Source organism: Streptomyces sp. NPDC110618 (genome assembly GCF_055657065.1).
Window position 1 is genome coordinate 1 of the sequence record NZ_JBVKBN010000022.1, and the last position, 24,436, is coordinate 24,436.

Below are 24,436 nucleotides of genomic sequence, written 5' to 3' on the forward strand. Positions count from 1 at the left end.
CAGGTCTTCCTCGCCATCCTCCTCATCCTCCTCGTCGGCATCGCCATCGACCTGCTCATCTTCAGCCCCCTCGAACGCCGCGTCCTGCGCAGCCGCGGCCTGCTGGCAAGGAGCTGAACCCCATGTCCCACCAGCCGGTTCTCCTCGTCATCGCCCACGGCAGCCGTGACCCGCGGCACGCCGCGACCGTGCACGCACTCGTACGGCGGGTGCGTGCCGCGCGCCCCGGGCTGCGCGTGGAGACCGGCTTCCTGGACTTCAACATCCCTTCCGTGCAGGGCGTACTGGAGTCGCTGGCGGCGGAGGGCGTGCGCGAGGTCGTGGCGCTGCCGCTGCTGCTGACCCGCGCCTTCCACGCCAAGGCCGACATCCCCGCCGTCCTGCGCGACGCCCCGCGTTCCCTGCGCATCCGGCAGGCGGAGGTGCTGGGCCCGTCCCCGCTGCTGCTGACGGCACTGGAGCGGCGGCTGTACGAGGCGGGCCTCACCCCCGCCGACAAGCCCTCGACCGGGGTCGTGCTGGCCTCGGCGGGGTCCACCGACCCGGAGGCGAGCGCGGTGATCGCAGCAATCGCGCGGGAGTGGCGGCACACCGGTTGGTGCGCCGTGCGACCCGCGTTCGCCTCCGCATCCCTGCCGCGCACGGAGGACGCGGTCGAGCAACTGCGCGCCCTCGGCTGCGCGAAGGTGGCCGTCGCCCCGTACGTCCTGGCCCCCGGCTTCCTGCCCGACCGCATCGCCCGCGGCGCCGCGCGGGCGGACGTCCTCGCCGACGTCCTCGGCCCGGCTCCGGAGGTGGCACGGCTGCTGCTGGAGCGGTACGACGAGGCGCGTGTGCCGATGCTGACCGTCCTGGGGGCGTGAGCGGCTTTTTCGGCCGCCGCTTTTCGGTAAAAGCGCTCCCCGTTGTCCCTCCTGTCTGCTGGGATGGTCCCTCGAAGGCGAGCGGGGGAGAGCAGTTCACGTGGCGGGTCGTGAGTTCGGGCACTACTTGGGCCTGCCCCGGGCTCTTTCCGGGCTGCCGCTGAGCCCACTGGTCGTCGGGTACGGCGAACTCGCCGTCGCCCAGAGCGGGGCGGGACTGCGGCACCTGGGCGAAGCACTCGCCCCCGCGGGCGGCTTACGGGTCCTGGACGGCCTGTACGTCCCCTCCGGGCCGCGCTCCTGGCGCCGCGTCGACGCGGACCTGCTGGACGACCTCGCCCGCACCACCTCCTCCGCCGCCGCCCGGGTCGCGGAGTTACTGGCGGAGGTGTACCGGCGTGATCCGCAGGGGCCGCGCCGGGCCGTGCTGTACCAGTTGATCTGTCTGCTCCAGGACTCCTGTCCGGTCGAGGAGTTGGGCGTCCACCCCGAGGAGCGGGCGGCCCTGGTGGCGGCGGCGCGGACCCGGCCCGTGCTCGACCGGCGCCAGCGCGACGCGGCCGAGGCGCTGGCGGACGCCTGGGAGCGCAGGCGGCTGCACCGGGTGCGCGGCCTGATGGCGCGGTTACCGCAGGGCGACCCCCGGCTGGAGCGGTTACGGACCGTCCTGGCCGCCCGGTCGGCGAACGCGGAGGCAGCCCTGGCCGCTGCCCGCTGCGCCGAGGAGGACGGCGCGCTGGAGTCGGCGAGCGAGCGGTATCTGCGGGCGCTGGACCTGGCCGCCGACGACAAGCGGGCGCTGCGCGGACTGGTCCGGGTGCACCGGCCCGGTCGCGATGCCGAGCTGCGGGCCGAAGTCGCCCCGGACCACATCGCGTTGGACTGGGAGCGCGGCGACTCGGACTGGCGGCTGCTGTGCCTGTACCGCGCTGCCGGGGGCGAGGCCCGGGTGCGGGAGGTGACGGGCGTCCGGGACACGGCCGTACCGCTGGGCACCGCGGCCCGGTACGCCGCCTTCCCGTTGGAGGACGACCGGGTGGCCGGGCCGCCGCTGGTGTCGCACCGGGTGCTGTTCACGCCCGAGGTGACCGAGCTGTCGCTGACCGACGGGCCGGAGCGGATCGCGGGGACCTGGCGGCGTCCCCCGGGCGCCGAGGAGGTCACCGTCGAACTGGACGCCGGGAAGCGGCCGGAGGTCCGCGCCGACGGCTTCACCGTGACCGGTCTTCCGGTCGGCCGCCACGATCTGCGGGTCGTGTGCCACTACCGCACACCGGACGGACGTATCGTCCCCTCCCCCGGCGTCCGGGCCGCGCACCGGGTGCATCCCTGGCCCGCGCCCGTCCGTACGCTCACCGCCGTGCCCGAGGGCCACACCGTACGGTTCGACTGGACCGGAGGCACGGGTGCCGAGGTCCGCCTGGTGCTGTGGCCGGGGCAACCCCCGTCTCCCGGAACCGAGTTACGGACCTCGGAGCTGCCGCCCGCCGTCACCGAGCCGCCCGCCGGGCACTCCCGGGTCGCCGCCGTCGCCGTGCTGGGCGAACGGGCGCTGGCCGGTCCCGCGGTCGATGTCGAGGTGCTCCAGCCGGTGACCGGGCTCGGCGCGCGGCGGCTGCCCGGCGGGGCGGTCGCGGTGCTGCTGGACTGGCCCGGGGCCACCCACCAGCTCGCGGTCCGCTGGGACGGCCCCGGCGGTACGGGCGAGCGGACCGTGACCGCGCACGCCTACCGGCACGGCGGGCTGCGGCTGTCGGTGGGCCCGGGCCGGGTGCGGCTGTGTGCCACGGCCGTGCCGCAGGGCCCGCGGGGGGTGGTCGTGGCGGCGGCCGGAGCCGAGACCGTGGTGCCGCCGGACACCGCCATCGGCTATCAACTCGTGCGCGAACGGCGGCGGTTGCTCGGCAAGGGCCGTACCCTGCTGAGGGTCACCCTGTCCTCATTCGGTGGTGAGGGCGGCCCCGATGTCCCCGAGTTCGTGTGTGTCGCCCGCAGCGGGACGATCCGGCCCCGCAGCGCCACCGACGGAACCACCGTGGTGCGCGTCCCCGGTGCCGAACTGATCCGGCACGGCACGGTCGAACAGGAACTGCCGGCCGCGCCGCTCCCGGCCCCGTACACCCTGCGCGGCTTCCTGCTGGGCGAGCACGCCGCCGACGTACGACTGGAAGAACCGTCCCCCGCGACCCTGGTGGTGCGCTGACATGACGACCGTGATCTGCCCCTACTGCTTCGCCCGCGCCTCGGCGGGCAGGTTGCCCTACCGCTGTCTGATGACTCCGGCCGGCATCCGTGGCGGCCGGCCCTGCGGACCCGAACGCGACGACATCTGGGCCGGGTTCATGGGACCGGCGGTGCCGCCGGGCGCCCTGATGCGCGGGCCCGTGTTCACCCCGCCCCGGAAGGTCGGCCTGCGGTCCGGCGCGGGCAGCAGTGTGCCGTGCCCGGGGTGCGGGGTGGGCACCACGACCCGGGTCTGCGGGTCCTGCCACAACGACCTGCCGAGCGACTACTGCGACCACGACAGCCGGATCATCGCCCTGGTCGGGGCGAAGGCGTCCGGGAAGAGCACCTATGTCGCGGTGCTGGTCAACGAGTTGAACCACCGGGTGGGGCAGGCGTACCACGCCACGCTGGCCGCGATGGGGCAGAGCACCCAGGCGCGGGACCGGGAGATGGCGGAGGACCTGTACGAGCGGCTGCGGCTGCCGGACGCCACCAGACCGGCGGCGCTCGGCTTCAACGACCCGCTGCTGTACCGCCTCAGCCTGCCCCGGCGCAGCCGTCTGGGCTCCGGGACCCGGCACACCGCGCTGGTCTTCTTCGACGCGGCGGGCGAGGACCTCGCGGGCGCCGAGGCGATGGACCGCTACACCCGCTACCTGAGCGCGGCCGACGGCATCATCCTGCTGGTGGACCCGCTGCAACTCGGTTCGGTGCGGGACCGGTTGCCGGTGCACGACGGTCCGCCGCTGCCGGTGGTGGAGACGCCTCCGCAGCAGATCGCCGCCGATCTGGCCCGTCAGTTGCGCGCCCACGGCAAGGGCGGCTCCCGGGGCCGGGTGTCCACGCCGATCGCGGTGGCGGTCACCAAGACCGACATGCTCAGGCCGCTGCTCGGCCCGCACTCCCCGGTGCTGCGCAACGCCCCGCACCCGGGCGGCGCCCTCGACGAGGACGACCGGCTCGGGGTGCACGAGGAGATCCGCTCCCTGCTCAACGACTGGGACTCGGGCGCTCTGGTGCGTCAACTGGAGTTGGATTTCGCGGAGTTGTCGCTGTTCGGGCTGTCCGCGCTGGGGGCGCCGCCGCCCGCCGAGGCACCGGCGGACGTGCCCAAGTCGGGTCCGCAGCCGATCCGGGTGGAGGATCCGCTGATGTGGCTGCTGGCCCGGCGCGGACTGCTGCCGGTGCACCGTACGACGGGGAAGGAGCGGGTCAAGTGACCCTGGCGCAGCTGCACTACACGTCCGCGCCGCCCGGCCCGGACGGCTCGGGCTTCCGGTTCACGGCGGTCAGCGCGGGAGTGCCGCAGGGGCTGCTGCGGGAGGCGGAGCAGCTCATCGGCTACGAGCCGCCGCGGGACTGTCCGGCCCGCCCGGACGCGGAGGAGCTGAAGCGCTTCCCGAAGTCCTTCTCCTGCTCCGAACTGTCCGACGGCGGGCGGCTGCTGAGCCGTTCCGTGTACACGGGCGCCGACTACAGCGGGCGCTGGGGCAACTTCCACGCCCACGCCCTGCATCTGCCGCCGGGGGCCCGGCTGCCGGACGGGGCGCTGCCCATCACGGCCTGGGAGTCGCCCCGCTGGGCCGACAGCACTCCCCCGGAGGGGCGGCCGGTGCCGGTGGACCGGTTCGAGCCGTCCGGGCTGCTGCGCCGGGACGCGCTGGTCGCCTTCGCGGCGTCCCGGGCGGCCTGGCTGGCGCCGTTCTTCGCGGATCTGGGGGCGGTGACGCGGGATCCGGGCGCCGGTCAGATCGTGCTGGTGGAGCACGACAGCGCGGATGTCGCCCAGTGGATCGCGCTGGCCTGCGCGGTGCTGCCGCGCGAGGAGGCGCACCGGCTGACGTTCACGACCTACACCCGGCGCCCGCAGCAGGCCCGTCAGCAGATCGTGGGCGCCGTGCCGTCGTCGGAGCGGGTGGCGAGCGATCACCGGTACCGGGTGCACGACTGCACCGGGCGGCCGCCGGCGGAGCCGGTCGCCGACACCTGGGCGGAGGTGTGCGCCCGGGTGTGGACGGCGGGGCGGCCCGATCTGTTCCGTGACGCCGGGGACGGCCTCGGGCCGCTCGCGGTGGCCGCGCTCACGGCGGGCATCGCCCTGCGCTCGGACGCGCGGGCGGTCGCGGCGCGCTGGGCCGCCGAGCGGACGCTGCCCGAGGCGACGCTGAGCGCGCTGGTCGCGGGGCTGTGCCAGGGCCCGGTCGGCGACGACGAGTTGGCGGCGCTGGCCGCGCTGTCGGCACGGCTGGACGGGCAGGTGCCCACTGTCGTGTCGGCGCCGCTGGCCGCACGGGTGCTGGAGTGCGCCGTACTCGGTGGCGGCCCGGTGCCCGCGCTGCGCCCCGGGTCGCTGACCCCGCAGAGCCACGCCGAGGCGGCCCGCAGGCTGGCGCCCGCGCTGCGTGCCGGGATCGCGGACGGTGGGCAGCCCGCCGACGGGCGCCCGCTGGCCCTGCTGCGGATCGCGGACCTGCTCCATGTCGACTGCCAGGACCTGCTGCCCAACCTGGCGGGACGGCTGGCCCGCGCCCTGGTGGAGGTGGCGCCGGACGCGCCGTCGGCCGCCCCGGACGAGCCACCGGTGGGGCATCCCGCCCGGTCGGCGCCGGAAGCGGTCCAGGCTCCCGCGCGCCGGGGGGCGTCCGCGGCGCTGCTGGACGCCGTGCAGGAGCATCCCGCCCTGCGGATCGCGCTGTTCGGCGCGCTGGACGCGCTGGCGGCGGCCGATCCGCCCGCGGCGGCGCGGGCCCTGACCGGCTCGGGGCTGCCGGTGGGCATGCACACCCGTTTCCCGCATCTGCGGATGTGCGTCCTGGTGCCGCCCGCGGGCGACCGGCTCGCCCGGTTCCACGAACTGCTGCGCACCGCCGGGGTCTCCCCGCACGCCGACACCTCCGTGCTGCGCACCGCGCTGGGCCTGGTGTGGGACGGGGTCCTGCCGACCGGGCAGGAGGCGAGTCTGCTGCTGAACGAACTCGGCTCGGACCTGCACCAGGCGGCGGGCACCCGGAACATCCTGGTCGAGGCCGCCCTCGCCGCGCCGCCCGACGACCCGGACGTCCCGGCCCTCGCCGTCGACCTGCTGCGCAGCTTCAGCACCGAACTGCGGCCCGACCAGCGCCCGGCGCTGCTCCTGCTGGAGTTCGCGGGCCTGCTGGGCACCGGCGGCGAGGGCGAGAACTGGGTCGGCCATGTGCTGGCGCTGCGCGACGGCACGACCCAGCCCGTGCCGGACGGCGTCATGCGGCGCGTCTACGACGCCCTCGCGGAGCGGCTGCTGGCCCCCTCGGCGCCGGAGGCCGAGCTGTACGCCCTGGCCAGGTCCGGCGAGCCGCAGCTGCTGGCCGCGTACGAGCGCGCCGCGCGCTCCTCCACGGTCGGTGACCGGCTGCGGGTCGTGCCGACCTACGTGGCCGCCTGCTACTGCGCGTGGACCTCCTGGTCGGGCAGCCATCCCGCCTGGGACGAGACCTGTACCGCGCTGCTCACCAAGGTGCTGCGGCCGATCGTGAAGGCGCTGCCCGGCGAGGACGTGGCCGCGGTGGAGGCGGCGCTCCGGCGGGCCGGGCGCGGCAAGTTCGACTCGTTCCAGGCGTGGAACCGGCCCGGCGCGCTCGGGCGGCTCGCGGGGCGGCTGTCCGGGCGCGGCAGGCGCGCCGAGCAGGGTCCTGTCTTCCCCGGGGACGTGGAGCCGCCCTACCGGGGAGGCCGCTGATGAGCGCCATGACGGGGGTGTGGATCTACGGCGCGTGGTGCGGGCTGATCGCCGTCGGTGTCGGTCTGGGCCGGGTGACGTGGGAGTTCCTGGGGATCGGGGTGCGCGGTGTCTGGCGGGGCCTCGGGCCGTGGCAGACCGGCGGCGCCGACCAGCGGATCCCGGCCGTCGGCGGCGGCGAACCCGCCCCGCTCGCCTACTGGTGGCGGCAGATGTGGACCGACGGTCTCAGCGCCGCGGGCTACGGGTTCAGGGTCGTGGGGAGCGAGCTGGCCGACCCGTGGCTGGAGCGGACCGGCAAGAACCTGTTCCGCGGCCGGACGCCCTCCGGGACCCTCACCGACTCCCCGTTCAGTGCCGCGCTGCTGGTGGTGTTCGTGGCCCCGGGCACGGTGGCGGGCGCGCTCCTGGGCGCCGCCCTGGCCGGTGTGCTGCTCGGCGCGTTCCTCACGGTGTTCGGCCTGCTGCTGGCCCTGCTCTGGCTGGGCTGCGCGGTGGCCGTGCCGGTGCTGCGGGGCGCCGAGCGGGGGTGGGAACTGGCCCGCGGGATACGCGTGAAGTGCCCCTACCCGCGCTGCTACCGGCCCGTACCGCTGGCGGTGCACCGCTGCCCCGGGTGCGAGTCCCCGCACGCCTCGCTGCGCCCGGGCCGCTACGGGCTGCTGTGGCACCGGTGCACCTGCGGGCGGCGGCTGCCGACGACCCGGGCCATGCGGCGCGGTTCCCTGACGACCCTGTGCCCGCACTGCGACCGGCGGCTGCCGCGGGCGGTCGGCTCCACCCGGGTGGTGCACGCGCCGCTGATCGGCGGCACCTCCTCCGGCAAGACGATGCTGATGGCGGCCATGGTGGAGGGCCTGCACGCGTTCGCGCGGCGCGGTGAGCTCACCGTCGAGTACGCCTCCCCCGACGACCGGGCCGTCGCGGTCGACCTCAATCTGGAGCTCAGGCAGACCGGTTGGGCGCGTGCCACGACCGGCGGCCAGCCGCGCGCCCTGATGCTGACGGTCACCCGGGGCCGCCGCCGGCGGCTGCTGTATCTGTACGACCCGATGGGCGAGTCGGTCAGCGAGGCCGACCGGGTGCGCGCCCAGCCCTATCTCCAGCACACCGACGGAGTCGTGCTCGTCGCGGACGTACTGGCCGACGCGGGGGTGCGCGGCAAGCTGGGCGAGGACGACATCTCCCGCGCCACGGCGGCCCGGCCCTCGTCCCAGGGCCCGTGGGACACCTACCAGCGCCTCACCGGTGAACTCCAGGCGCTGACCGGGCGGCGGGAGCGGCTGTCCGTGGCCACCGTCGTCACCAAGCGGGACATCCTGGACCAGCTGACGACCCTGCCGGTGCCCGGACCCCGGGTGGACGACTGGCTGACCGAGATCGGTCTGGACCGGCTGGTGCGGGCGCTCGGCGGCGACTTCCGGGCGGCCCGCTACTGGGCGGTGAGCGCCCGCGCCGCGACCGGCACCGGGCCGCTGGAGAGCGAGCAGCGCCGGGCGGCCGAGCCGGTGCTGTGGCTGCTGGCCGTCTCGGGGCTCGGCACCGGCGCGCTGGCCGGGCCGGACGGCCGGCCGGGTGTGAAGGAGCGCAGGCTGCGGCTGCGCGGCCCCCGTGACCGTGAGAGGACCCCGGCATGACGCAGGTGACCGCGTCCATCGGCCGCTGGCGGCGCGCGATGGCAGGCGTGTTCGTGGCCGCCATGGTGCTGACGGTGCTCGGCGGGGCCGGGCTGGCGTACTGGCTGCTGGCCTGACGGCGAGGATTCGAGGAGAGGAAAACGGCGTGAGCGACATTCCCGGCGGGGCCATGGCCAACCGTCCGGTCCACTTCATCTGGCTGCTCGACTGCTCGTACTCGATGCAGGGCGAGAAGATCGGCCAGCTCAACTACGCGATCAGAGAAGCCATCCCGGAGATGCGGTCGGTGGCGCACGACAATCCGGCGGCCCAACTGCTGCTGCGTACCGTCACGTTCTCCACGACGGCGCAGTGGCTGCACCAGACCCCGGTGCCGGTCGACGACTTCACCTGGCAGGACGTGCAGGTGGACGGTATGACCAACCTCGGTGAGGCACTGTCCCTGGTGTCGCGGGAGCTGCAGAGCCCGCCGATGCCGCAGCGGGCGCTGAAGCCCGTGCTGGCCTTGGTGTCGGACGGGGTGCCCACGGACGACTGGAAGGCCGGTCTGAAGGCGATCGACGCCACCCCGTGGGGCCGCAAGGCGGTACGGGTCGCCATCGCGATCGGCGCCGACGCCGACCGGGGGGTGCTCCAGGAGTTCCTCGGCAATCCCGAACTGCAGCCGCTGGACGCCAACAGTCCCAAGCAGCTCGCGGCGGCGATCCGCTGGGCCTCCACGGCGGCCGTGAAGGCGGCCTCGCAGCCGGTGGCGGGCGCGTCGGGCGACCCGCTGGCGAAACAGCCGTACGCGCCGCCGGTGCTGGACGACGATGACGATGACGACGTGTGGTGACGCTCGGGGTGCGGCGCTGGGACACGATGGGCGAGAGCGTCCAGGGCGTCGGCAAGCGGTGCAACCAGGACTGGTGGGCCTGCGAGGGCACGGGCGGCGCGGACGAGCCGCTGGTGCTGGCGGTGGCCGACGGGCACGGCTCGGCGGTGCACGCCCGCAGCGAGCTGGGGGCGCGGTTCGCCGTGGACCGGTTCGTGGGGCTCGCCTCCGCCTTCGGGCGGGCCGCCGGTGACTGCCATGAGCGGGGGAGCCTGGCCCGGCTGATGGCGTACGCCCGCGACGACTTCCCGCGCGCCCTGGTCCAGGAGTGGCGGTCGGCGGCGCTCGGCCACTGGGACCGGCACCGCCCGGTCGCCGATGTCGGCACGCCCGAGCCGGAGGCCGCCGAGAAGCTGGTGCTGTACGGGACCACGCTGATCGGGGCCGTGGTCACGCCGTGGCTGTTCGTGGCGTGGCAGATCGGCGACGGCGATCTCGCGGTCATCGGGCACGACGGTGAGCTGCTGCGTCCGCTGGCCCCGGCCGAGGAGGACCTGGGTGACGAGACGGAGTCGCTGTGCGGCACGCAGGCCTGGCGGGCGGTGCGCACGCACTGGGCGCCGCTGTTCGACGAGGCGCGCGGGCCGCGGCTGGTGGTGCTGTCGACGGACGGCCTGTCGAAGAGTTTCGCCTCGGCGGACGGCTACCGGGACTTCGTCGTGGGCCTGGACGACCGGCTGGCGGCGGAGGGCGCGGACGGGGTGCGGGCCGCGCTGCCCGAGTGGCTGCGGCAGGCCTCGCGGTACTCCGGGGACGACACCACGCTGGTCGCCGCGCTGCGGCCGGGGCACCTGACGCTGGATGCGGATCACAAGAGCGAACAGAAGACGGAGAGTTGAGCGATGAGCGGCATGCTCGACAGCGGGACCCGGCTGGCCGTGGACAACGGCGACGAGGTCGAGATCATCGGCATGCTGGGCGCCGGTGGGCAGGGCGAGGTGTACCGGGTGCGCACGGCGGCCGGGGAGAAGGCCCTGAAGTGGTACTACCCGACGTGTGCGACACCGGAGCAGGAGGCGATCGTCCAGGAGCTGGTGGAGCGGGACTTCGACGACGACCGGTTCCTGTGGCCGGAGCACTTCGTGCCGGCGCACCGGGGCTCGTTCGGCTATCTGATGGCGCTGCGCCCGGACCGGTTCAGGGGCCTGCCGGACCTGTTCCGCCGCCAACTGCGCACCACCCCGCGGGCGTTGCTGACGGCGTGTCTGTACACGGTGGAGGCGTACCAGGCGCTGCACTCGCGGGGCATCGCCTACCGGGACATCTCCTGGGGCAATGTCTTCTTCGACCCGGCCACCGGTGACGTGCTGATCTGCGACAACGACAACGCGGTGGTGGAGGGCGACGCGAGCGGGATCTCGGGGACGATGAAGTTCATGGCCCCGGAGCTGGTGCGCGCCGAGCCGGGCGCCAGGCCGGGCACCCAGTCCGACCTGCACTCGCTGGCGGTGTTGCTGTTCATGCTGCTGATGAACCATCACCCGCTGGAGGGCAGGCGGGAGTTGGGCATCCACTGCTTCGACGAGGCGGCGGAGAAGCGGCTGTACGGCAAGGACCCGCTGTTCGTGTTCGATCCGGCGGACGACTCCAACGCGCCCGATCCGATGGAGCACGCGACGGTGCTGGCGACCTGGGACGCGACGGTGGCCACGCTCCAGGACCTGTTCGTACGCAGCTTCACCACCGGGCTGCGCGACCCGGCGTCCCGGGTGCGCGAGACGGAGTGGCGCAACGCGCTGCGGGCGGTGCTGGACGCGGTGGTGGAGTGCGCCTCCTGCGGGCGCGAGAACATGACCGAGCCGGGCGAGAACCCGCCGCCGAGGGCCTGCTGGGGGTGCGGGGCGCGGCTGATGCTGCCGCCGCGGCTGACGGTGACGACGCCGCCGCCGCGCGCCCAGCACCACATCCGGCTGCGGCGCTCGGCGCGGGTGCAGGCGCACCATCTGCTGCCGGAACCGGCCCGGCACGACTGCTCGGACGGCAGCCTGGTGGCGGAGCTGGTGGAACACCCCGCCAAGCCGGGCCGGTTCGGTATCGCCAACCGGTCGAAGGAGACCTGGACGGGCACCCGCTCGGACGGCTCCTCCCAGCAGATCGCCCCCGGTCAGACCGTGCCGCTGCGCTCGGGTCTGGAGCTGGACCTCGGGGGCGGGGTACGGGCGGTGGTGCGCGCCAAGTAGCGGCGGCCGTTCACAGGCCCAGGAGGCGTCCGATGTCCTGGGCCAGTGCGAGTCCGCCGCTGCCCGCCGCGACCCCGATGCCGATGGTCTCCAGCGCCGACCGGATACGTCCCCGGTCGGCGCTGCGGCCGTCCTGCCCGGCGTCGGCGAGTTCGCCCCGGATGACCTGGGCGTGCGGGACGAGCGCGGGGTTCTCCACCCGCAGCCGTTCCACGAGCTGGTCGGCGAGGCGCAGCAGGGTCGCGGCGTCGGCGCCGTTGTTGATCTCGATACGGCCGTGGTCGCCGAAGTTGGCCGGGCCGTTGACGTTGTTGATGTGGTAGTTGCTCATGTGCCCGCTTCTGTGTCCGTGGCCGGGTCAGGGGCTGGCCGGGGGCGACGGCGTGCCGCCACCGCCCTGGCCGCCCTGAGGTCCGCCGCCCTGAGGGGTGTTGGTCTGGTTGATCGTGCCGCCGGCCCCGAAGATGCTGGGCCCGTTGACATTGTTGACGTGGTAGTTCTGCGTGATGATCTGCTGCGCGCTGTCGAAGGAGCTGGTGTCGACGTTGTGGTCCTTCAGGAAGCGCTCGGTCGCGGTCAGCACGCCCTGCTGGAGGCGGACCAGGAAGTCCAGCGCGTCCATGCGCTCCGCGTAGGTCGCCTGGTCCCAGTCGCCGTGCCGTTCGCGCAGGCTGGTGCCGGCGCCCTGATCGACGACGACGTGCTGGTTCTTGATCTTGCGGCGCAGCTTGCGCAGGGTCCGCTCGTTCTCGCGCCCCCAGCGCGAGCGTTCCGACATACGGCCCGAGGCGCCCCACAGTTCGGACCAGGTGCGGACGGTGGCGTACTTGAACAGGCTCCACCAGCGGTCGAAGGGCGCCACCGGAAGGTGGTCGACGGTCTGGAAACGGGCTTCGAGCGGGGGGATGGCGTAGACGGCCACCTCCCAGCTGAGGCTGGGTCCGGCGAGTATGGCCCGCAGGTACATGGAGACGATGATCCGTCCGCCCTCGCCGACGCGCTCCAGGCACAGGTGGGTGCGCATTCCGGCGCCGGGCTGCTGGAGTCCGGCCTGGACGAGCTGTTTGGGGACGTGCGCGGCGGGGCGCCGGGTCCGGTCGGGGACCAGCTCGGGCAGCATGTAGGCGTTGCTGCCGAGGACGTACAGCCGGTTGCGGGTGCGCAGTCCGTCGAGGCCGGAGATGCTCTCCATCTGCCGGGCGATGTAGGTGTGCAGGTCGTTGGCGTCGAAGGGGGTGATGGTGAGCTTGGTGCCGCCGGGCCCCTCGGCGGGCTCGCTGACGTCGATCGGGCCCCAGATGACCTCCCGCTCCTGCAGTCGCCTGCCGCTGCCGACGAACGGGTTGGCGAAGGCGGTCTCGTCGGCGTACGGCAGCACGTTGGAGCGCTTGAGCTCGTTCAGCCGTGCCTCGGCGTCCTGTTCGACGGGCGGCGCGAGCGTCTCCGGTTTCCCGGCGCCCCGGTACACCTCCTGGGCCGCGTCCCGGGCCCGGCCCTCCGCGTGCCGAACGAGGATCCAGGAGGCGGCGAAAACGCCCGCGGGACCGTACACGGCGACCATGACGAGGGAGCCGTCGCCGGCCAGCAGTGACCACAGGGCCAGCATCAGGGAGCCGACGAACAGCAGTCCGAGGGCGGTGAGCTGACGGTCGAGGGCCTGTCTGCGCCGTACCGCCACGCGGGCGTGGCGGGCGACGGCCACGAAGTTGATGCCGAGGGTGAGTCCGAGCGCCTGGAGCCCGTCGCCGGTCAGCTCCCGGTCGATGTCCCGGGCGAGGTCGTCGTAGAGATGGACCGTGGCGCAGAAGCGCCGCGTCACGCCGTCCTTGCGGTACTGCGGCAGCACCGGTAAGACTCTGCCCGCCACGCTGCCCTGCCCCCCTGCCGGTGAAGTCGCACGACGCTCACTTTAGGGACAACCGGGGCTGTCTGTCGCGGAGTTGGCCATCCCCAGCAGCTCCTCCAGCGGCATCGAGCCGGGCTCGCGGCCCTCGTGTGCAAACGTGTTGGCGAGGTGCTGGAGGAGTTCGTTGAGCGGGGTCGGTACGCCGTGCAGGCGGCCGAGGAGGGCGATCTCGCCGTTGAGGTGGTCGGCCTCGATGGTGCCGGTGCCGCGGGCCAGGGACTGCCAGGAGGAGCCGCCGCCGCGGGTGATGCCGTCGAGCGGGACCAGGGTGACCTTGTCGCCGCGGACCGCCCGCTGTTCCTCCGCGCTCGCGTAGGGGATGCCCGCCGCGTCCAGGACGGCCGCGGCTTCCGCGCGGACCCTGGCGTAGAGGGCGGTCGCCTCCTCGCTCGCGACCGGGCCGGTGACGGCTTCCAGGGCGTTGCCGACGTTGCCGAGGAGCTTGGCGTACAGCCAGCGGGTCACGTCGGGGACGACCGGGGCCTCGAAGGGGGCCTTCTCCAGGTCGGCGGAGATGCGGTGGAGGGTGTCGTCGGTGCCGTGGGGGTAGCGGCCGAGGTGGAGGATGCCGGTGAGCGGGGTGGCGGCGGCGGAGACCTCTCCGGGGGCGACGAAGGTGGCGGGCAGCCACACGCACACGGCGTACACCCGCCGGAAGATCCGCAGGGCGAGCCGCGGGCCCTCCACGCCGTTCTGCGCGCACAGCAGGGGCAGCCGCCCGGCGGCCGTGCCGCCGCCCTCGACCGGGGCCGCTCCCCAGGTGCGCAGGGCGTCGGGGCTGTCCTGGGTCTTCACGGCGAGCAGGAGCACGTCGTCGCGGCGCAGGGGCCCGAGTTCGTCCGGGCTCCCGACGGCCGGGAGGCGGTGCACGCTCGTACCGTCCGGGACGGTGAGCCGCAGTCCGTGCTCCCTGAGCGCCTTGAGGTGGGCGCCGCGCGCCACCAGAACGACCTCGTGGCCCGCCTGCGCGAGCCGTCCGCCGACGACCCCGCCGATGGCGCCCGCTCCGATGATGATGTATCGCATGCGACGAAGCCTCGCACGCTAGGTGCCGGTCATCTCCACCAGCTTGACCACGGTGTTCCAGTTCCGGGTGGTCGCCGTAACGCCCTTGTTGTGGCGCGGCTTGGCGAGTTGCTCGGCGAGCTTGGAGCGGCCGAGGCCGTTCGGGGCGTAGAGGTACAGGCAGCGGTCGCCGAGGCGGAACTCCTCCGGCAGGAAGCCCTGCCGGTCGATCCCGGCGAACCGCTCGTCGCCCACGGGCGCGGAGAAGTACGTGACGTGCAACTGCTTGCCCTCCAGCTCGGCGGCCGGGAAGGGGCAGGCCGCGACGACCGCGGCGAGGTAGGTGTGGTCGCGGACGACGACGTCGACGGAGAACCCGAAGTGCTGCTCGATCGCCTCCGCGATCCGCGCCGCCCAGGAGTCCTCGTCCCCGTCGGCGGCGGTGAAGACGGCCTGGCCGCTCTGCAGGTAGGTGCGTACGTCGCCGAGGTCCAGACCGGACAGCAGGCCGCGCAGCTCGGCCATCGGCACCTTCTTGGCGCCCCCCACGTTGATGCCCCGCAGCAGCGCCGCGTACGTCGTCGTCATCCGGACACCTTAAGGGGCCGTCGTGCCCCGTGGGGGCGGGCACGACGGCCGGGTCCGCCGGGGCGGACTGGGCTGAACTCTGGCGGATTCCCGGGGTGCCGATCAACCGCTACACGCAGCTGTGACTTACTCAACAAGCTTTCGTAATGACAAAGAGTCCCCAATTAGATGTAAGGGGCCGCCTCCTCCCCAGTGGGGAGAAGGCGGGGTCCAGGGGGATGATTCCCGCCTCGTCCAGTTCACCGATCAGCACGACGAGAAGGCTTTATCCGGCCCATACCTTCGAAGCTGAAAGGTGGCGGCAGGGGGCTGTCACCGGCACACGAGGGGGCAATCCCGTCATGGGGAACGGAGACATACGGGTGCGGGGCCTGGCCGCCCGGGCCGGCGGATGGAGTGCCCGGCACCGATGGGCCGCGGTCGGCATCTGGGTGCTGTTCGTCGTCCTGGCGATGGGCCTCGGGTCGGCGGCGGGCCGCGTGGACGTGGACGAGAGCCAGGCGCTCAAGGGCGAGACCAAGACCGCCGCGCAGATCATCGAGGACGCCGGCATCGAGGAGCCCGCCGGGGAGACCGTCCTGGTCCAGGCGAAGGACGGCGGCCCGAAGGCCACCGACGCGGAGTTCCGCGCCGCGGTGGACGCGGTGATGGCCGCGGTCGAGAAGACCGGCAAGGTCACCGACGTCACCTCGCCGTACGACACCGACATGGTCTCCGCGGACGGCCGCAGCGCGCTGGTGCAGTTCGACATGCGCGGCGAGGCGGAAACGGCCGCCGAGCGGGTCGAGCCGGTGCTGGACGCGGTGGCCGACGTACAGAAGGACCACGCGTCGCTGACGATCGAGGAGATCGGCAGCGCGAGCATGATGAAGACGTTCGACGACGCCTTCGGGGACGACTTCCAGAAGGCCGAGTACTCGGCCGTGCCCGTGGCCCTCGGCATTCTGCTCATCGCCTTCGGCGCGATCGTCGCGGCCCTGCTGCCGGTGCTGCTCGCCATCACCGCGATCATGGCCACGATGGGCCTGATGGGCATCGTCAGCCATGTGATGCCGATGGGCGACGTCGCCAACTCGGTGATGCTGCTGGTCGGTCTGGCCGTAGGCGTCGACTACTGCCTGTTCTACCTGCGCCGTGAGCGCGAGGAGCGGGCCGCCGGACGCGACCCGCAGACGGCGCTCAGGATCGCCGCCGCCACCAGCGGCCGCGCGATCGTGGTCTCGGGTGTCACGGTGTGCGTGGCGATGGCGGGCATGCTGTTCACCGGTATCGCCGACTTCGAGGCGATGGGCCTGGCCTCGCTGATCGTCGTGGCGGTCGCCATGGTCGGCTCGGTGACCGTGCTGCCGGCGCTGCTGTCGCTGCTGGGCCACCGGGTGGAGAAGGGCAAGCTCCCCTTCCTGCACCCGGAGAGCAAGCTGCGCCGCAAGCGCCCGGCCGGCCAGAGCGAGAGCCGGATGTGGACGACCGTGCTGAACGCGGTGCTGAAGCGCCCGGTGGTCTCGGTGGTCGTCGCGACCGGCGCGCTGCTCGCGGTGGCGGCGCCCGCGGTCGGCATGAAGACCCAGAACCTCACGCTGGACCAGGAGTTCGGCGACTCGCTGCCCATCGTGCAGACCTACAACCGGGTCAACGAGGCGTTCCCCGGCGGCTCGGAGCCGGCCGAGGTGGTCGTCAAGGCGGACGACATCAACTCCGCCGAGGTGCAGGACGCGCTGGCCGCCTTCAAGAAGGAGGCCGTGGACTCGGGCGCCTCGAAGGGCCCGGTCGAGATCAAGCTGCACGACAAGCAGAACCTGGCCTTCGTCTACGTCCCGCTGGTCGGCGGTTCCGACCTGGACAAGGCGGGCGAGAGCCTGGAGAAGCTGCGCGACGAGGTCCGTCCGGCCACGCTCGGCAAGGTCGACGGCCTGGAGGCGCCGATCACCGGTCAGGTCGCGGGCAGCCACGACTTCAACAACCAGCTGGCGGGTGCGGTCGTCCCGGTCTTCGCCTTCGTCGTGGTCTTCGCCTTCTTCCTGATGCTGCTGTCCTTCCGCTCGCTGACCATCGCGGTCACCTCGATCGCGCTGAACCTGCTGTCGGTGGGCGCGGCCTACGGCATCCTGGTCGCCGTCTTCCAGCACGGCTGGGGCGCGTCCCTGGTGGGCGCGGAGGGCGTCGGCGCCATCATCACCTGGCTGCCGCTGTTCCTCTTCGTGATCCTGTTCGGCCTGTCGATGGACTACCACGTGTTCGTGGTCTCCCGGATCCGCGAGGCGCGGCTGAAGGGCCGCTCCACCAACGAGGCGATCAAGCACGGGGTGGTCACCACGGCGGGTGTCGTCACCAGCGCCGCGGTCATCATGGTCGCCGTGTTCGCGATCTTCGGCACCCTGTCCATGCAGTCCATGAAGCAGATGGGCGTGGGCCTGGCGGCGGCGGTGCTGATCGACGCGACGGTCATCCGCGGTGTGCTGCTCCCGGCGGTCATGGCACTGCTGGGCGAACGCAACTGGTACCTGCCGAGCTGGCTGAACCGGATGCCGGACCTCACCCACGACGAGGCGCCGGAGGCGGTCACGCACCAGACGCGCGACGACGAGGGCGAACGCGTCCCGGTCTGATCGGTCCGGTCCCGGCCCGGTGAAAGCCGAGGGCCCGTCGACCCACGGGGGTGTCGACGGGCCCTCAGTCGTGTTCAGTGGACGGGCAGTTCGGCCTCGATGAGGTCGGCGGCCCGGCGCGTACCGCCCTCCTCGGCCATCTGAGCCCGGATCTCCTTCAGGCGCCGGGCGACCTCGGGGTCGTCGACGAGGGCGAGCGCGGTCTCGCGCAGTGCCTCGGCGGTGGCGTCGGCGGTGTCCAGCCGCCGGGCCACGCCGAGCGCCTGCAGCATGTCGGCGTTGCCGAACTGGTCCACGGCCTGCGGTACGGCGATCATCGGGGTGGCGGTGGCGAGCCCCTCCTGGCTGCCGCCCGCGCCGGCGTGGGTGACGAACAGGTCGGCCTGCTTCAGCACCGCCAACTGCGGTACCCACGACGCCACTTCGACGTTCGCCGGCACCTCGCCCAGTTCGGCCGGGTCGACGCGGCGGCCGATCTGGAGCACCAGGTGCCAGCCGGGCAGCTCCCCGAACGCCTTGACGCACTCCCGGTAGAAGGCGGGCTGCTTGGTGAAGGACGACCCGAGCGAGACGAGGGCGACCTTCTCCGCCCTTTCGGGCCGCTGCCAGTCGCCCTCGGCGGCGCGGTCGCCCTGGCAGGCGCCGACGAAGGTGTAGACGCTCCCGTCGACCCGGTCGGCGTGCGGCTGGAACACCTTGGGAATGAGCACGAGGGAGCGGTCGGGGCGGCCCGCGAACGGGTCCGGGTGCAGATCGACGCCGTTCTCCTTGAGCCAGGACTCGAAGCGCGCGTAGTAGGCCCGGCCCCGCTCGGTCTTCTTCGGCTCCGCCCACATCGGCTCGGCGATCTCCTCCTCGTACCCCTCCCAGGCGACGAGATTCGGGGAGAGGGAGATGCAGGGCACGCCCCAGCGGTGGGCGAGGACCCGGGCCGGGTAGGCGGTGATGTCCATGAGGACGAGGTCGGGTTCGTCACCCTCGTACGCGGCGGCGAGCTGCGGCAGCGCCTGGATGGCGTCGTTCAGGAACGGCTCGACGTTGTCCAGCAGAGTGCTGCCCCATGCGTCCGGGTCGGCGTCTGGGCCGGGCAGGGTGGAGTCCCACAGCTTCGGCTCGGCCCCCGTTTCGGCGACCTTGTCGGCGAACGCGGGCGGGATCGCGTAGGTGACCCGGTGCCCCCGCGCGACCAGTTCACGGATCACTTCCAGGCTGGGGTTCACGTGCCCGTGGGCGGCGATGGAGAACATGGCGATGTGTGCGGGTGAGGTCATGCACAGCAGCCTAACGAGACGATACGTCTCGTGCAAACAATTGCGGCGAAGACGCCGTGCACCCGTGCCGACCTGTGGGAATGCGAGACTTGCCGACGGACGACCACGCACCGAGGGCGGCATGGAGGCGGCACGATGGACGAGACGCGGGCCCGGCACGTACTGGCCGGGGCAGGCCTTCCGCGGGACGCGGAACTGCTCGCCCTGGGCGAGAACGCCGTGTTCGCCGCCGGTGACCTGGTCGTCAAGGTGGGCCGGGACGCCGAACTGCTGCAACGGGCCCGGCGGGAACTGGACATCGCGCTGTGGCTGGCGAAGACGGGCGTCCCGGCGGTCCGCGCGGCCGAGCCCGAGCCGCTGCTGGTCGAGGGGCACCCGGTGACCGTGTGGCACCGGCTGCCCGAGCGGGTACGGCCCGCCGAACCCCGCGACCTGGCCGAACTGCTGCGGGTGGTGCACGCCCTGCCCGCCCCGCCCTTCGCCCTGCCGCCGCGCGATCTGCTGGGCGGCGTGGAGCGCTGGCTGCGGCTCGCGGGGGACGCGATCGACCAGGAGGACGCGGAGTACCTGCGGCGGCGCCGGGACGGGTTCGCCGAGGCGGCGAGCCTGCTGACCCCGCGCCTGCCCGTCGGCCCGATCCACGGCGACGCCCTCCCCCGCAACGTCCACGTCGGCCCCGACGGACCCGTCCTGGTCGACCTGGAGACCTTCTCCGGCGACTTCCGCGAGCACGACCTGGTGGTGATGGCCCTCTCCCGCGACCGGTACGCCCTGCCCGACGCCGCGTACGACGCCTTCGTCACCGCGTACGGCTGGGACGTGCGCGAGTGGGAGGGCTGCTCGGTGCTGCGCGGGGCGCGGGAGACGGCGAGCTGCGCCTGGGTGGCCCAGCACGCACCGAGCAACCCCGAGGCACTGGAGGAGTTCCGGCGCCGGGTGGCGTCGCTGCGGGACGGGGACGAGACGGTGCGCTGGTATCCGTTCTGACGCCCGCTCAGTCCTCCCGCGACCGGATCGCGCGGGCCGCGTGGCCGAGTTCGGTGAGGACGGTGCGGACCGCCCTGCGGGCCAGGCGCTCCGGGCGGTAGAGGGCGTCGATGTGCCGGCGCGCCTGGACGCCGCTGAGCGGCCGGAGGGTCAGCGCGGGGTGGGGCCGCACGGTCCAGCGGGGCATCAGGGCGATGCCTCCCCCGGCGGCCACCGCCTCCGCCACCACCGCGAACTCGTTGATGCGGTGGGCCAGCCGGAGCCTGCGCCCCGCGGCGGCCGCGATGGCGTCGATGGTCGCCATCACCGGGAAGCCGTCGTGCACGGTGATCCACGGCTCGTCGGCCACATCGCGCGGGGTGACCCGGCGCTTCGCGGCCAGCGGATGGTCCTTCGGCATGGCCACGTCCAGCGGCTCGCGCAGCAGCGTGGTCACCGTGACGGTGTCCGGCCAGGGCGGGGCGTGGTCCAGGCGGTGCCCCAGGACGATGTCGTACTCCCGGGTCAGACGCGGGAAGTCCTCCTGCGGTACGTCCTCGTCGGCGAAGCTCGGCACCGGTCGGCCGGGACCGGCAAGGGCCCGCAGCAGGAGGGGGAAGAAGGCGCCGCCCGCGCTGTGGAACGCCGCGACGGACACCTCCCCGTCGGGGCGCCCCACGAACTCCTCGACGCTGCCCCGGGCGCGCGCCAGCGCCGTCTCCACCTCCACGGCCGCGCCCGCCAGCGCCTGACCGGCGTCGGTCAGCACCAGGCGTCGGCCCTGCCGCTCGGTGAGCGGGACCGGGACCGCCCGCTGCAGCAGCCTGAGCTGCTGGGAGATGGCCGACGGGGTCACCAGCAGGGCCTCGGCGACGGCCGTGACACTGCCCAGTTCACCGAGCTCGCGCAGGATCCTCAGCTGGCGTTCGTCCATCGTCACAGTGTAGGAGTGCTAAAAGATCCTTTTAGAAGCTGGTACTGGGCTTCACGGACGTTGCGGTGCACCGTGGGGGGCGTGTCCGACGTCCGCCGTACCGATGCGGTACTCCTCCTCGTCGCGGTCGTCTGGGGTTCCAGTTATCTGTCCGCCCAGACGGCCGCCGCCGCCCTGCCCGTCCTGCTGGTGCTGTTCGCCCGCTACGCCCTGTCCGCGCTCGCCTGTCTCGGCCTCGTCCTCTCCCGGCGGAGCGCACGCCGCTGGACGCGGGACGAGCTGCGCGCCGGGCTGCCGCTGGGCCTGACCCAGGCGGCGGTGCTGGTCGTGGAGACGTACGGCGTCGCCCACACCACCGCCGCCAACGCCGGGCTCATCATCAGCCTGACCATCGTGCTCACCCCGCTCCTCGACCGCGCCGGACGCTCCGGCGGACTGCCGCCCGCCTTCTACGCCGCCACCGGTCTCTGTGTCCTCGCCGTCGCCCTGCTGATGGGCGGCGACGGCTTTCACGCGCCGCGCCTCGGCGACCTGCTGATGCTGGGCGCGGCGCTGGTCCGGGCCGGGCATGTGGTGCTGGTGGGACGGCTCACGGTGGGCCGGGCGGTGCGCCCGCTGCACCTGACGACGGTGCAGACCGTGGTGGGCACCGTGCTGTTCCTGCCGGCGGTAGGCGCGGGCCTGCCGACCCTGGCGCGGGCGTCGGCGGCGACCTGGACGCAGCTGTTCTATCTGGCCCTGTTCTGCAGTGTGTTCGCCTTCCTGGCGCAGACCTGGGCCGTGCAGCGCAGCTCCGCCAGCCGGGCCAGCCTGCTGCTGGGCACCGAGCCGCTGTGGGCGGTCGCGGTGGGCGTCGCCCTCGGCGGCGAGCACCTGACCGCACTGACCGGCGTCGGCGCGGCGCTGATGCTCACCGGCACGTACTGGGGCCAGGCGGTGGAACGCGCCCACCGCGAGCAACCCGCACCATCCCCGCCGACCAAGGACCTCACATGCCCGACCACGACACCTACGACCACCTGATCGCACTGCTCGACGCCGCGGGCGTCGACTACCGTCTCCTCGACCACGCCCCCGAGGGCGCCACCGACGCCGTCTCGGCCCTGCGCGGCCACCCGCCGTCCCGGGCGGCGAAGTGCATCGTCCTCCGTGTGAAGGTCGACCGCCGCACCACCCGGCACGTCCTCGCGGTCGTCCCCGGGGACCGCCGCGTGGACCTGGACGCCGTCCGGGAGCTGTACGGGGCGCGCTACGCGGGCTTCAGCGACCCGGCAACAGCGGAACGCCTGGCCTACACCGTCCCGGGGACCGTCCTCCCCTTCAGCTTCGACCCGGACCTGGAAGTCGTCGCCGATCCCGAGGTGGTGTCCCGGCCGGAGCTCTACTTCAACGCCGCCCGCCTGGACCGCTCCCTGTGCCTGTCCGGCACCGACTACGAACGGCTGGCAAACCCACGCGTGGCCCGCATCGCGGCGCCGACGAATACCGCGACGCCCGTGTAGGTGGCGCCAGACCCAGCCCGTCCCCTCTCCCCCGGGGCCTGGGCCCCGCGCCCCCTACACCCGCTCGTCCGCCGGCTCCCGCAGCGGCCACGTGGCGTCGATCACCGCGTCCGTCTCGCCCTTGCGGCGCAGGAAGGCCTGGAAGTCCGCCGCCCATTCCGCGTACCAGCCGATCTGGCGGCGGTGGAGCTCCGCCGGGCCGAGGGCCGCGATCTTGGGGTGGCGGTCGGCTATGGCGCAGGCCAGGCGGGCCGCGGCCAGGGCGTCGGAGGTGGCGTCGTGGGCGGTGTCCAGGGGGACGCCGTAGACCGCGCAGACCGCCTCCAGGTTCCGCTTGCCGCGTCGGTAGCGGTCGGCCCAGCGGTCGATGGTGTACGGGTCGATGACCGGGCCGGGGTCAATGCCGCCGAGCCGCTCGCGCAGGGACGGCAGTCCGTGGCGGCGCAGTTCGGCGGAGAGCAGGCTCAGATCGAACGCGGCGTTGTAGGCGACGACCGGGACGCCCGTCTTCCAGTACCCGACGAGGACGTCCGCGATGGCGCCCGCCACCTGGTCCGCGGGGCGCCCCTCGGCCGCCGCGCGCTCGTTGCTGATGCCGTGCACGGCCACCGCGTCCGCGGGGATCTCCACGCCCGGGTCCGCGAGCCACTCCCTGCGCCCCAGCGTCTGCCCGCCCCGGACCTCTATCACCGCCCCGGTGACGATGCGCGCCTCGCGCGGATCCGTGCCGGTCGTCTCCAGGTCGAATCCGATCAGCAGCTCACGGTGCCAGCCCATGGGCGGTCCCCCTCCTCGGTGGTGCTCTCCCCCAGTGGCCTCCACCTTCGCACGTGCCACTGACAATCGAAGGAGGGCCTTCCGCTTACCGCGCCGTCGTCCTGCGCGCACTTCAGGACACAGGCCGCGAATCCGCCCACGCCACCTCGAACTCCTCGCGGTAGGTCGGGAAGAGCCCGTTGTCGTCCACCTCGCCCGACTTGACCACCCGGTGCCCGCCGCGCAGCACCAGCACCGGCGCCTCCATGCCGCGGGTGCGGCGCAGATAGGACTGGAGCACCGCGATGCCGTCCGAGCCGTCCCCGTCGACCAGGTACGCGGTGAAGCGGGGCGTCTCGTCGTAGACCTGGATCTCGAAGGCGCCGGGGTCGCGCAGCCGGGCGCGGACCCGGCGCATGTGCAGGATGTTCATCTCCACCGAGCGGGCCAGTTCGCCCCGCTTGATGCCCAGTTCCCGCTCGCGCCGCTTGACCGCGCTGGAGGCCGGGTTCAGGAACAGCAGCCGCACCCGGCAGCCGGACTCGGCGAGCCGGACCAGGCGGCGCCCGGAGAAGTTCTGCACCAGCAGATTGAGGCCGATGCCGATGGCGTCCAGGCGGCGGGCCCCGCCGAAGATGTCCTCGGCCGGGAACTGCCGCAGCAGCCGCACCCGGTCGGGGTGGACGGCGACCACGTCGCCGTACCGGTCGCCGACCAGGTCCTCCACCGCGTCGACCGGCAGCCGGCGCGCGGAGGGCACGTCGCCGCCCGCGCCGAGGATCTCCAGCAGCCGCGCGGAGGCCCGTTCGGCCTGGCCGAGGACCGCCTCGGACAGCGCCCGGTTGCGGGAGACGACGTTGCGGGTCACCTCCAGCTCGTCCAGGGCGAGTTCGACGTCCCGGCGCTCGTCGATGTAGGGCTCGAAGCACGGCCAGTGCTGCACCATCAGCTCGCGCAACTGCGGCAGGGTCAGGAAGCTGAGCACGTTGTCGTCGGCCGGGTCCAGCAAGTACCCCTTGCGGCGGCTGACTTCGCGTACCGCGACCGCGCGCTGCACCCACTCCTGGCCGGCCGGTCCGGCGGCCGCGACCACCCAGTCGTCGCCGTGGACGGGTTCGTAGATGGGCCGCAGCACAGCGGCCACGACCGCGCGCAGCCGCTGTTCGACGAGGTTCAGCCAGATGTAGGCCCGGCCGGCCCGCTGGGCGCGGGTCCGTACCTCGTGCCAGGCCTCGGCGTCCCACTCCAGCTCCGGTCCGATGGCACCGGCGTCCATGGGCCTGGCCAGGGACACCGTGCCGGGCGGGACGTCTGTGGAGTTCCCCTCGTGACCCTCGTCACCAGGGGGCAACTCCAGCCCTCCCGAGCCCACCCGCGCACCGCCTTCCGCTCCCCCGAGCTCTCCCC

The 24,436-nt window shown here is 73.4% G+C and carries 20 protein-coding genes and 1 pseudogene; 13 read left to right on the forward strand and 8 right to left on the reverse strand.

From position 1 onward, the window contains the following. From ACZ7L7_RS30015 to ACZ7L7_RS30055, 9 genes and pseudogenes are all read left to right on the forward strand, one after another. A pseudogene (locus tag ACZ7L7_RS30015) lies at positions 1 to 117 on the forward strand (ABC transporter permease); the annotation flags it as partial. A gap of 5 nt (positions 118 to 122) precedes the next feature. After that, a complete protein-coding gene (locus tag ACZ7L7_RS30020; protein ID WP_285515750.1) occupies positions 123 to 863 on the forward strand; it encodes a sirohydrochlorin chelatase in 741 nt (246 codons plus the stop codon). Between the two features lie 100 nt (positions 864 to 963). Beyond that, positions 964 to 3,066 (forward strand): hypothetical protein, encoded by a 2,103-nt coding sequence (locus tag ACZ7L7_RS30025; protein WP_472077663.1) that lies wholly within the window; start codon positions 964 to 966, stop codon positions 3,064 to 3,066. A gap of 1 nt (position 3,067) precedes the next feature. After that, complete coding sequence (locus ACZ7L7_RS30030) at positions 3,068 to 4,309, forward strand: TRAFAC clade GTPase domain-containing protein (RefSeq protein ID WP_472077664.1); 1,242 nt, start codon at positions 3,068 to 3,070, stop codon at positions 4,307 to 4,309. Next, entirely contained in the window at positions 4,306 to 6,804 is a 2,499-nt protein-coding gene (locus ACZ7L7_RS30035) for a GTPase-associated protein 1-related protein (RefSeq protein WP_472077665.1), read from the forward strand. The genes ACZ7L7_RS30030 and ACZ7L7_RS30035 overlap by 4 nt, the downstream gene beginning before the upstream one ends. Continuing rightward, on the forward strand, positions 6,804 to 8,441 hold the full coding sequence (locus ACZ7L7_RS30040; RefSeq protein WP_472077666.1) for a TRAFAC clade GTPase domain-containing protein: 1,638 nt from the start codon (positions 6,804 to 6,806) through the stop codon (positions 8,439 to 8,441). Before ACZ7L7_RS30035 ends, ACZ7L7_RS30040 begins: the two co-directional genes overlap by 1 nt. 169 nt (positions 8,442 to 8,610) lie before the next feature. Beyond that, positions 8,611 to 9,276, forward strand: coding sequence for a vWA domain-containing protein (locus ACZ7L7_RS30045; protein WP_285515838.1), 666 nt, complete (start codon positions 8,611 to 8,613; stop codon positions 9,274 to 9,276). Next, a complete protein-coding gene (locus tag ACZ7L7_RS30050; RefSeq protein WP_285515755.1) occupies positions 9,270 to 10,154 on the forward strand; it encodes a protein phosphatase 2C domain-containing protein in 885 nt (294 codons plus the stop codon). The genes ACZ7L7_RS30045 and ACZ7L7_RS30050 overlap by 7 nt, the downstream gene beginning before the upstream one ends. Positions 10,155 to 10,157: 3 nt before the next feature. After that, the gene (locus ACZ7L7_RS30055) at positions 10,158 to 11,495 is read left to right on the forward strand and encodes a protein kinase domain-containing protein (protein ID WP_285515756.1); all 1,338 of its coding nucleotides are present in this window, start codon (positions 10,158 to 10,160) and stop codon (positions 11,493 to 11,495) included. 10 nt (positions 11,496 to 11,505) lie between these two features. Here the strand turns inward: ACZ7L7_RS30055 and ACZ7L7_RS30060 are convergent, their stop codons facing one another. The 4 genes from ACZ7L7_RS30060 to ACZ7L7_RS30075 all read right to left on the reverse strand — a co-directional run bounded on the left by ACZ7L7_RS30060 (position 11,506) and on the right by ACZ7L7_RS30075 (position 14,994). Then, entirely contained in the window at positions 11,506 to 11,826 is a 321-nt protein-coding gene (locus tag ACZ7L7_RS30060) for a hypothetical protein (RefSeq protein ID WP_285515757.1), read from the reverse strand. 27 nt (positions 11,827 to 11,853) lie between these two features. Further along, positions 11,854 to 13,341, reverse strand: coding sequence for a hypothetical protein (locus tag ACZ7L7_RS30065; protein ID WP_471593059.1), 1,488 nt, complete (start codon positions 13,339 to 13,341; stop codon positions 11,854 to 11,856). A gap of 63 nt (positions 13,342 to 13,404) precedes the next feature. Continuing rightward, positions 13,405 to 14,427 (reverse strand): ketopantoate reductase family protein, encoded by a 1,023-nt coding sequence (locus ACZ7L7_RS30070; RefSeq protein ID WP_285515759.1) that lies wholly within the window; start codon positions 14,425 to 14,427, stop codon positions 13,405 to 13,407. Positions 14,428 to 14,445: 18 nt separating this feature from the next. Beyond that, positions 14,446 to 14,994, reverse strand: a complete 549-nt coding sequence (locus ACZ7L7_RS30075) for a DUF1697 domain-containing protein (protein ID WP_285515760.1) — start codon at positions 14,992 to 14,994, stop codon at positions 14,446 to 14,448. Positions 14,995 to 15,335: 341 nt separating this feature from the next. Between ACZ7L7_RS30075 and ACZ7L7_RS30080 the strand changes: the two genes are divergently transcribed. Beyond that, entirely contained in the window at positions 15,336 to 17,600 is a 2,265-nt protein-coding gene (locus tag ACZ7L7_RS30080; RefSeq protein WP_285515761.1) for an MMPL family transporter, read from the forward strand. Positions 17,601 to 17,674: 74 nt separating this feature from the next. On the opposite strand, the gene mgt is transcribed toward ACZ7L7_RS30080, so the two are convergent. Next, positions 17,675 to 18,871: a macrolide-inactivating glycosyltransferase gene (gene mgt, locus ACZ7L7_RS30085; RefSeq protein ID WP_285515762.1), complete on the reverse strand. Its 1,197-nt coding sequence runs from the start codon at positions 18,869 to 18,871 to the stop codon at positions 17,675 to 17,677. Between the two features lie 135 nt (positions 18,872 to 19,006). Here mgt and ACZ7L7_RS30090 point away from each other — a divergent pair, with 135 nt between their 5' ends. Further along, on the forward strand, positions 19,007 to 19,858 hold the full coding sequence (locus ACZ7L7_RS30090; protein WP_471430858.1) for a phosphotransferase enzyme family protein: 852 nt from the start codon (positions 19,007 to 19,009) through the stop codon (positions 19,856 to 19,858). A gap of 7 nt (positions 19,859 to 19,865) precedes the next feature. Here ACZ7L7_RS30090 and ACZ7L7_RS30095 read toward each other — a convergent pair whose 3' ends face one another. Then, positions 19,866 to 20,771 carry a LysR family transcriptional regulator gene (locus ACZ7L7_RS30095; RefSeq protein ID WP_285515764.1) on the reverse strand — a complete coding sequence of 302 codons (906 nt, stop codon included), beginning with the start codon at positions 20,769 to 20,771 and terminating at the stop codon, positions 19,866 to 19,868. An 81-nt stretch (positions 20,772 to 20,852) separates the two neighbouring features. On the opposite strand from ACZ7L7_RS30095, the gene ACZ7L7_RS30100 reads away from it, so the two are divergent. Continuing rightward, the gene (locus tag ACZ7L7_RS30100; RefSeq protein ID WP_285515765.1) at positions 20,853 to 21,794 is read left to right on the forward strand and encodes a DMT family transporter; all 942 of its coding nucleotides are present in this window, start codon (positions 20,853 to 20,855) and stop codon (positions 21,792 to 21,794) included. Continuing rightward, positions 21,764 to 22,273, forward strand: coding sequence for a YbaK/EbsC family protein (locus tag ACZ7L7_RS30105; protein WP_471430861.1), 510 nt, complete (start codon positions 21,764 to 21,766; stop codon positions 22,271 to 22,273). The genes ACZ7L7_RS30100 and ACZ7L7_RS30105 overlap by 31 nt, the downstream gene beginning before the upstream one ends. A 54-nt stretch (positions 22,274 to 22,327) precedes the next feature. On the opposite strand, the gene ACZ7L7_RS30110 is transcribed toward ACZ7L7_RS30105, so the two are convergent. Further along, positions 22,328 to 23,050 carry a 3'-5' exonuclease gene (locus tag ACZ7L7_RS30110; RefSeq protein WP_285515767.1) on the reverse strand — a complete coding sequence of 241 codons (723 nt, stop codon included), beginning with the start codon at positions 23,048 to 23,050 and terminating at the stop codon, positions 22,328 to 22,330. Positions 23,051 to 23,162: 112 nt separating this feature from the next. Beyond that, entirely contained in the window at positions 23,163 to 24,401 is a 1,239-nt protein-coding gene (locus tag ACZ7L7_RS30115) for an SAV2148 family HEPN domain-containing protein (protein ID WP_472077667.1), read from the reverse strand. Positions 24,402 to 24,436 lie beyond the last annotated feature (35 nt).

What these genes read in the sequence shown, in the direction of transcription:
- ACZ7L7_RS30055 (WP_285515756.1), top strand. Translation starts at nt 10,158, where the DNA reads ATGAGCGGCATGCTCGACAGCGGGACCCGGCTGGCCGTGGACAACGGC.
- ACZ7L7_RS30080 (WP_285515761.1), top strand. Translation starts at nt 15,336, where the DNA reads ATGGGGAACGGAGACATACGGGTGCGGGGCCTGGCCGCCCGGGCCGGC.
- ACZ7L7_RS30090 (WP_471430858.1), top strand. Translation starts at nt 19,007, where the DNA reads ATGGACGAGACGCGGGCCCGGCACGTACTGGCCGGGGCAGGCCTTCCG.
- ACZ7L7_RS30040 (WP_472077666.1), top strand. Translation starts at nt 6,804, where the DNA reads ATGAGCGCCATGACGGGGGTGTGGATCTACGGCGCGTGGTGCGGGCTG.
- ACZ7L7_RS30030 (WP_472077664.1), top strand. Translation starts at nt 3,068, where the DNA reads ATGACGACCGTGATCTGCCCCTACTGCTTCGCCCGCGCCTCGGCGGGC.
- ACZ7L7_RS30075 (WP_285515760.1), bottom strand. Translation starts at nt 14,994, where the DNA reads ATGACGACGACGTACGCGGCGCTGCTGCGGGGCATCAACGTGGGGGGC.
- ACZ7L7_RS30060 (WP_285515757.1), bottom strand. Translation starts at nt 11,826, where the DNA reads ATGAGCAACTACCACATCAACAACGTCAACGGCCCGGCCAACTTCGGC.
- ACZ7L7_RS30070 (WP_285515759.1), bottom strand. Translation starts at nt 14,427, where the DNA reads ATGCGATACATCATCATCGGAGCGGGCGCCATCGGCGGGGTCGTCGGC.
- ACZ7L7_RS30105 (WP_471430861.1), top strand. Translation starts at nt 21,764, where the DNA reads ATGCCCGACCACGACACCTACGACCACCTGATCGCACTGCTCGACGCC.
- ACZ7L7_RS30045 (WP_285515838.1), top strand. Translation starts at nt 8,611, where the DNA reads ATGGCCAACCGTCCGGTCCACTTCATCTGGCTGCTCGACTGCTCGTAC.
- ACZ7L7_RS30110 (WP_285515767.1), bottom strand. Translation starts at nt 23,050, where the DNA reads ATGGGCTGGCACCGTGAGCTGCTGATCGGATTCGACCTGGAGACGACC.
- ACZ7L7_RS30095 (WP_285515764.1), bottom strand. Translation starts at nt 20,771, where the DNA reads ATGGACGAACGCCAGCTGAGGATCCTGCGCGAGCTCGGTGAACTGGGC.
- mgt (WP_285515762.1), bottom strand. Translation starts at nt 18,871, where the DNA reads ATGACCTCACCCGCACACATCGCCATGTTCTCCATCGCCGCCCACGGG.
- ACZ7L7_RS30020 (WP_285515750.1), top strand. Translation starts at nt 123, where the DNA reads ATGTCCCACCAGCCGGTTCTCCTCGTCATCGCCCACGGCAGCCGTGAC.